This window comes from Streptomyces sp. NPDC051913 (assembly GCF_044593635.1).
Taxonomy (GTDB): Bacteria; Actinomycetota; Actinomycetes; order Streptomycetales; family Streptomycetaceae; genus Streptomyces.
Window position 1 is genome coordinate 1 of the sequence record NZ_JBIUCI010000043.1, and the last position, 6973, is coordinate 6973.

Here is a 6973-nt window from a genome sequence, read left to right on the forward strand (position 1 = left end):
CGCGGTGCCTACACCACCGTGGGCAACCCCCTCAAACTCTCCGACTCACCCACCCGCATCACCCCCTCACCCCTCCTCGGCCAACACAACGAGGAGATCTACATCGGTGAACTCGGGCTGGGTGACGCGGAATTGCGGCTCCTGAAGACAAGCGGGGTGATCTGACGTGACGTGAGTGAGCGAGGGGCCGAGCGACGGTGCGCGTCGGCGAGGCCCCGGGACCCGTGTGCGCACGAAAGGCATTTGGACAGGGGGCGCTGGCCAGATCTTTCGACGCAAGGAGTGCTTGACCAAGATGACAACCATCGACTACTCGACGTCCGTCCCTTATCGGGAGGTGACGGACCGCAATGGCCGTGTGTATCGCATCGGAGAGTCCGATGTCGACATCATGGGCCGCCGGCGCAGGTGGATGGTCCTTCTGCCGTGGGTGGGCATGATGGGCATCAGCTCCGCCGAGTACGCGTTCACGTCGGCGGAGGACACCCTCCACGAGGCTCATCTGTGGAGCAGCGGGCACATCTTCTGGCTGATGGGCGTCTGGGTGTTCTTCCAGGCCGCCGTGGCCTTTCCCGCCGGGCAGTTGCGTGAGAGCGGCAAACTGCCCGCCCGTACGGCGATGATGCTCGGCGCCGTGGGCACGATGCTCGGCTATCTGTCGCTGGCGTTCGCGCCGAACGTGCTCGTGGCCTACTTCGGCTTCGGCATGTGCAGCGGTATCGGCGCCGGTCTCGTCTACGCGACCTGCGTCAACATGGTCGGCAAGTGGTATCCGGAGCGCAAGGGCGGCAAGACCGGCTTCGTCAACGGCGGTTTCGCCTACGGCTCGGTGCCCTTCGTGTTCCTGTTCACCTCGTACATGGACCTGAGCAACTACCAGACGGTGCTCGCCTGTGTGGGTGTCGGACTGTGCCTGGTCGTGGCGTCGGCCGGCTGGTTCTTCAAGGACCCGCCGAAGAACTGGTGGCCCGCGCACGTCGACCCGCTGAAGGTCACCGACGACCCGAAGATCCGCCGGGCGCTGGAGAAGAACCCGCCGTCGCCCAAGCAGTACACCCCCAAGGAGGCCTCTCGTCAGCCCGTTCTGTGGATGATGTGGTTCTGCCTGCTGTGCACGGCCGGCATCAATATCTTCGGCATCGCCTTCCAGGTGCCGTTCGGCAAGGACATGGGCTTCGCGGGCGGGATCGTGGCCACCGCGATGTCCCTGAAGGCCATCGTCAACGGCACCGGCCGTGGCGTCATCGGCTGGATATCCGACCGCTACGGACGCCGCAACACGCTGATCATCGTGTGTCTGGTGCTGGGCAGCGCGCAGTTCGGCGTGCTGGTCTCGGGCCAGATGGGCAGCATGCCGTTCTTCCTCTTCTGCTCCATGGTCTCCGGCTTCGGCGGCGGCGCGATCTTCCCGCTGTTCGCGGCCATGACGGCGGACTACTTCGGTGAGAACAACAACGCCTCCAACTACGGCATGGTCTACAGCTCGAAGCTCATCTCCGGTCTGGTGGGCTCCGGAATGGGCGCGATCGTCGTCGACGCATGGGACTACGAGGGCGCGTTCGTGCTGGCCGGCTCCATCGGTCTGTGCTCGGCCGTGCTCGCCGTGTTCCTGAAGGCGCCCGGCACACCGAGGACCAGCCGCGGTATCGCCCCCAACCCCCAGCCGCTCGGCGAGGAAATGGCCTGACACGGAGGAATTGCCCAGCAATGACGGCGGATCCCATCGCAACGAACAGCTCGACCGACTCCCCCGACGCCGCACACCGTCCCTACCGAGAAGTGACCGACGCGCACGGCCGTGTCTTCCGCGTCGGTGAGACCGACCGCGACATCCTCGGTCACTCCCGCAAGCTCATGGTGTATCTGCCGTGGATCGCCATGATGGCCATCAGTGTCTTCGAGTACGCGTACGGCTCGGCGGAGGACACCCTGTCCCACGCCCATGGCTGGACGCAGAGCAACACCTTCTGGATCCTCAGCGTCTGGGTCTTCTTCCAGGCCGGTATCGCCTTCCCGGCGGGCTGGCTGCGGGAGAAGGGCTTGCTGACGGCTCGTCAGGCCATGTACACCGGCTCGGGTCTGTGTCTCATAGGGTTCCTCGCCCTGTCGCATCTGGGCAACGTCTGGCTGGCGATCCTGGGCTTCGGCGTCGTCGGGGGCATCGGCGCCGGGCTCGTCTACGCGACCTGCATCAACATGGTCGGCAAGTGGTTCCCCGAACGCCGGGGAGCGAAAACGGGGTTCGTCAACGGCGGCTTCGCGTACGGGTCACTGCCGTTCATCTTCATCTTCAACTACGGCTTCGACACCGCGAACTACCACCGGGTCCTGGACCTGATCGGCTGCTACATCATGATCGTGGTCTTCGGGTCCGCGTTCTTCTTCAAGGATCCGCCGAAGAACTGGTGGCCCGCGGACATCGATCCGCTGACGTACGCGGGCACCGGGAAGAACGCGACGAGCCTCGCCAAGAACCCTCCGGCGGCGAAGCAGTACACGCCCAAGGAGGCCATCAGGACCGGCATGCTCCCCCTGATGTGGGTGTCCATCGTGATGACCGCGGGGGTGTCGATCTTCGGGATCTCCTTCCAGGTCGACTATGCGAAGGAGGTCGGCTTCGGCCCGTTGGTGGCGGCCTCCTCGATGGGTGTCATGGCGGTCATCAACGGCATCGGCCGCGGTGTGGTGGGCTGGCTGTCCGACAAGTGGGGTCGTAAGCCGACCCTGGTGTTCGTGATCGTCGTCCTGGGCCTGGCCCAGTTCGGCGTGATCTGGGCCGGTGATGTCAGGAGCGAGTCCCTGTTCCTGTTCTTCGCCTTCCTCTCCGGCTTCGGCGGCGGCGCCTTCTATCCGCTCTTCGCGGCGCTCACACCGGACTACTTCGGGGAGAACTACAACGCCACCAACTACGGCCTGGTGTACAGCGGCAAGCTGATCAGCGGCCTGTTCGGCGGCGGTCTCGGCTCCATGGTGGTCGCCGCCTGGGGCTACGACGGGGCGTACGCCCTGGCCGGTGCCGTCTCCATGCTGGCGGCGGTGCTCGCCCTGCTGCTGCGGCAGCCGGGCCGGACGCCGGTGCCGAGGCCGGAGCCCGTGGCGTAACGGCACGCGCGCGTGAGGAGGCCCTCCCCGGGAGCAGTCGGCGGGGAGGGCCTCCTCAGGTCGCTCCGGGGTCCCTCAGCACTTCTCGCGCAGTGAGTGCAGATAGGCGCTGGAACGACGGGCGAACGTGAACGACTCGGTGGGCTGGTCGTGTTCGGCCTGCCAGTGGTGGGCCAGGCGTTCACCGCGCAGCCGGGTCACGGCGGAGAGGAAACGCTGGTAGTCGATGTCGCCGTCGCCGACGTCGGTCATGCGGTAGCCGTAGGTGTCGGCCGGGTCGCTGACGCCGTCCTTGACATGGAACAGCGGGTAGCGGTGGGGCTGCCTGAGGACGTAGTCCAGCGGCTCGAAGGGGGCCGGGCTGCCGTCGGGGCGCCGGGAGAAGCGGAACTGGCCCGAGTAGGCCCAGAAGATGTCCATCTCCAGGAACACCAGGTCGGGGTCGGTCTCGGCGAGCAGGACGTCGTAGAGGCGGACCTTGGGGTTGTCGGTGGCGAAGGAGAACTCCTCCGAGTGGTTGTGCTGGTAGAACTTCATGCCGCGCGCCTTGGCCGCCGCGCCGTAGGTGTTGAAGTCCTCCGCCGCTCGCTTCCAGGCATCGACGGTCGAACCGTGGCGGAACGGGCCGGAGGCGGTACCGATGTGCTTGAGGCCGAGTGCCTGGGCGTCGTCGAGGACCTTGGTGAGGTTGTCGGCGAAGGTGTAGGCGCTGGGGTCGTCGGCGTAGTAGCCGACGTGGCTGCCGATCGGGGTCAGCCCATGGTCCCTGGCCAGCCGCTTGAGCTGGGCGAGGGTGATGGGGCCGGCCGAGCCCTGAGTGTAGCCGGCGAACTCGACCTCGTCGTAGCCGTACTTCTCGAGTTCGGCGAAGACGGGGGCGAAACCGAGGGTGGAGACCTTGTCGCGCAGGCTGTAGAGCTGGATGCCGAGACGGCCGGGCGGCAGGACGGGCCGACCGCGCCCGGCCGCGGCAGCGGACTCGGTGGCGGCGGTCGCCGGGGTGGCGGCGCCCAGCAGAGCGGCGGCGGTGGCGCCCGCGGCCACGCCGAGCATGCCTCGTCTGCTGAGGCGGCGGGTGAGCTCGGGATCGGGCTGGGAGAAGCGGCTCATGCGGGGGACTCCTCAGGGTCGGAGGGGGTTGTCAGTGGTGAGTGCTTCACTTGTGGACAGATCGGCCCCTTCGTCGCTGCTGCTGCTACTCACGGGAGTTCCTTCAGGCCGAGGTCGGTCAGCAGGTCGCGGGCGAGGGTGAGTTCGGCGGCGATGCCGTCGGCGAGCTGGGTTCTGGTGCGGGGGCGCAGCTCGGGCGGAAGCGCCTGCCAGGTGTAGGTCTCGACCTCCAGATGACGGGTGAGCGGGTGCGGGCCGCCGACCAGCCGGGTCAGGGCCGCCTTGAGGACGGGGAGTGTGGAGGTGAGGGGTGCGGCGGGGGCCGCGTGCAGGGGGACGTGGAAGTGGGCGCGCCAGGGCGCCCCGTCGGGCAGGACCTCGCCGGCGACTGCCTCGCCGAGGTCGTCGGTGCCGCGCAAGCCCGCGGCGGTGGCGGTCCGGGTCTGGTGCAGGAAGCGGGGTTCGTCGAATGCCGCGAGGGCGGCGCGGACCTCGGGCAGGTGGGGGTGCTCGGCGTGCAGGGCGGCGGACAGCTGCGACTTGACGACGGTGACGCCTGCCGTGGTGAGGGCGTCGATGGCGGTGTGCGGGTCTTCGAAGGAGGTGGCGAGGTGGCAGGTGTCGACGCAGATGCCGATGCGGGGGTGGGCGAGCGCGGTGAGCGGGACGAGGGCGTCGCGGGTGGTCTCGACGATGCAGCCGGGTTCCGGTTCGAGGCCCACACGGACGGAGCGGCCGGTCAACTCCTGTAATGCGTCCAGGCGTTCGGCGAGGGTGCGCAGGGCGTTCTCGGCGCGGTCGGCGTCGGGTGCGGTGCGCCAGGCCAGTGGCAGGGTGGAGACGCTGCCCTCGGTGACGTCCTCGGGGAGGAGGCCGGTGAGGACGCGGGCGAGGGCGGTGGTGTGCTCCAGGCGTTCGGGATCGGCCCAGTCCGGCTTGTAGACGCGGTACTTGACCTCTTCGGCGCCGAACCCTTCGTAGGGAAAGCCGTTGAGGGTGACGACTTCGAGGCCGCGCCGGTCGAGTTCGGCGCGCAGGGTACGCAGGGCGCCCGGGTCGGAGTCGAGGGTGCGGGCGGCGTCGGCGGCCAGCCACAGACCGATGCCGAGGCGGTCGCGGCCGAGGCGACGGCGGACGGGTTCGCAGTGGTCGCGGAGTTGGGCGAGGACGCCGTCGAGGGTCTCGGCGGGGTGGACGTTGGTGCAGTAGGCGAGGTGGACGGTGGATCCGTCGGGATGGCGGAAGCGCATGCCCTACTCGCCTCCGCGCAGGAGGGGCTCCCAGCCGAGGAAGGCCGCGTAGCGCGCCTCGTGGTCGTCGGTGGTGCGGGACGTCGGGTGGATGTGGGGGTCGACGATGCGCATCAGGATTCCTCGCCGTCGGTGCCGCGTGGGCCGGGGGCGGTGGCCGGCGCGGGTGGGGTGGCCGTGGGGTCGGTCAGGGTCAGGACGCGGTGCAGGTCTTCGGGGACGGGACGGCCCGCGGCGGTGCGTTCGGCGGCGTGGTCGCCGAGCATGCGGGCGAGTTCCGCGTCGGCGCGGGCGCGGTGGCCCAGTCCGGCGACCTCGTCGACCGGCACACCGGTGAAGAGGCACTTCAGGACGGCGTGCCGCCACTGGTGGGGGTCGAGGTGCCGGGCGGCGTAGGGGCCGACGGCGGCGGCGACGAGCCGGGTGTCGTTGGTGCGCAGGGCGTCCTCGACGAGCGGCAGCGCGTCCGGGCCCGGCACGAGGTGGGGCAGGGCGTGCAGGACGGCACGGCGTTCGGCGGCGGTGCCCTGCCGGTAGACGCGGGTGAGGGCGAGAGTGTCGGCGCGGGCCGCGCACAGGATCAGCACGCGGGCGGCGTCGGCGTGCTCGGCACCGCAGCGCCGCCCCGCCTCGGCAAGGCGCAGCTCCCACACCGAGATGGGGCCATGGGTACCGGGGTGAGTGGCGGCCTCGTCGAGAGCCTGGTCGAGCCAGGCACGGGCGGTGCCGGCAAGGCGGGAGTCGAGGTGGCGGCGGAGGGCTGGGGGGCGGACATGGACGGGGGCGTAGGAGGGGGGTGGCGGGGTGCTTGCGGAGCGGTGGGTGGGGTTCCTGGTGTCTGCCTCCGGGGTGGTGTGGAGGTGGGTCACGGAGTGCTCCCTTCTGGGGTGGCGGAGGGATCGCCGGGAGGTGGGGCGGGCTGTCGGTGGCAAAGAAAAGACGGCAGGCGGGGGTCCGGCGTCCCCCGCCCGCCGTCGCTCAGTCGCCCTGCGAGGTCTTCGCGGGCAGTTCCCTGAAGCCGGCCGCCTTGGAGAGGACCAGCACCCGCTTGCCGTCGCCGCCGCGCTGTCCGAAGACGCGTCGCAGGAGCACCGCTGCTCCCACGGCTGCCGTTGCCGTGCGGCTGGTTGCACGCATCGCGTGTCTCTCCTCTCGGTCGGTCGTGAGGTCCACGGCTCTCCGGGATGGCGGCGCATCCCGGCGCACCGCGGGGATCAGTTGCCGAACGCCGCGTCGAACGAGGTCGACGGGGGCTCGAAGTCGTACGCCTTGAGGCTGCGCAGTGCCTCGGGGGCGCCCTGGAGCCGGTCCATGCCTGCGTCCTCCCACTCCACCGAGATCGGACCCTCGTAGGCGATGGAGCGCAACATGCGGAACACGTCCTCCCAGGGGACGTCACCGTGCCCGGCGGAGACAAAGTCCCAGCCACGGCGCGGGTCGCCCCACGGGAGGTGGGAGCCGAGGCGGCCGTTGCGGCCGTCGAGGCGTTTGCGGGCCTCCTTGCAGTCGAC

Annotated in this window: 7 protein-coding genes and 1 pseudogene; 3 read left to right on the forward strand and 5 right to left on the reverse strand. The window is 69.5% G+C overall.

Features of this window, described 5'->3' with window-relative positions:
* The 3 genes and pseudogenes from ACIHIX_RS47720 to ACIHIX_RS47730 form a co-directional block, all read left to right on the forward strand.
* Nucleotides 1–165, forward strand: a pseudogene (locus tag ACIHIX_RS47720) (formyl-CoA transferase); the annotation flags it as partial.
* Nucleotides 166–295: 130 nt separating this feature from the next.
* Nucleotides 296–1687, forward strand: a complete 1392-nt coding sequence (locus tag ACIHIX_RS47725; protein ID WP_399966958.1) for an OFA family MFS transporter — start codon at nucleotides 296–298, stop codon at nucleotides 1685–1687.
* Between the two features lie 20 nt (nucleotides 1688–1707).
* The gene (locus tag ACIHIX_RS47730) at nucleotides 1708–3102 is read left to right on the forward strand and encodes an OFA family MFS transporter (RefSeq protein ID WP_399966952.1); all 1395 of its coding nucleotides are present in this window, start codon (nucleotides 1708–1710) and stop codon (nucleotides 3100–3102) included.
* A 75-nt stretch (nucleotides 3103–3177) separates the two neighbouring features.
* Here ACIHIX_RS47730 and ACIHIX_RS47735 read toward each other — a convergent pair whose 3' ends face one another.
* The 5 genes from ACIHIX_RS47735 to ACIHIX_RS47755 all read right to left on the reverse strand — a co-directional run.
* Nucleotides 3178–4212: a sugar phosphate isomerase/epimerase family protein gene (locus ACIHIX_RS47735; RefSeq protein ID WP_399966953.1), complete on the reverse strand. Its 1035-nt coding sequence runs from the start codon at nucleotides 4210–4212 to the stop codon at nucleotides 3178–3180.
* Between the two features lie 89 nt (nucleotides 4213–4301).
* Nucleotides 4302–5462 (reverse strand): metabolite traffic protein EboE, encoded by a 1161-nt coding sequence (gene eboE / locus ACIHIX_RS47740; RefSeq protein WP_399966954.1) that lies wholly within the window; start codon nucleotides 5460–5462, stop codon nucleotides 4302–4304.
* A gap of 113 nt (nucleotides 5463–5575) precedes the next feature.
* Nucleotides 5576–6331 (reverse strand): EboA domain-containing protein, encoded by a 756-nt coding sequence (locus tag ACIHIX_RS47745; protein ID WP_399966955.1) that lies wholly within the window; start codon nucleotides 6329–6331, stop codon nucleotides 5576–5578.
* 109 nt (nucleotides 6332–6440) lie between these two features.
* The gene (locus ACIHIX_RS47750) at nucleotides 6441–6599 is read right to left on the reverse strand and encodes a hypothetical protein (RefSeq protein WP_399966956.1); all 159 of its coding nucleotides are present in this window, start codon (nucleotides 6597–6599) and stop codon (nucleotides 6441–6443) included.
* Nucleotides 6600–6676: 77 nt separating this feature from the next.
* Nucleotides 6677–6973: sugar phosphate isomerase/epimerase family protein (locus ACIHIX_RS47755; protein ID WP_399966957.1), on the reverse strand; the 297-nt coding region annotated here is incomplete at its 5' end.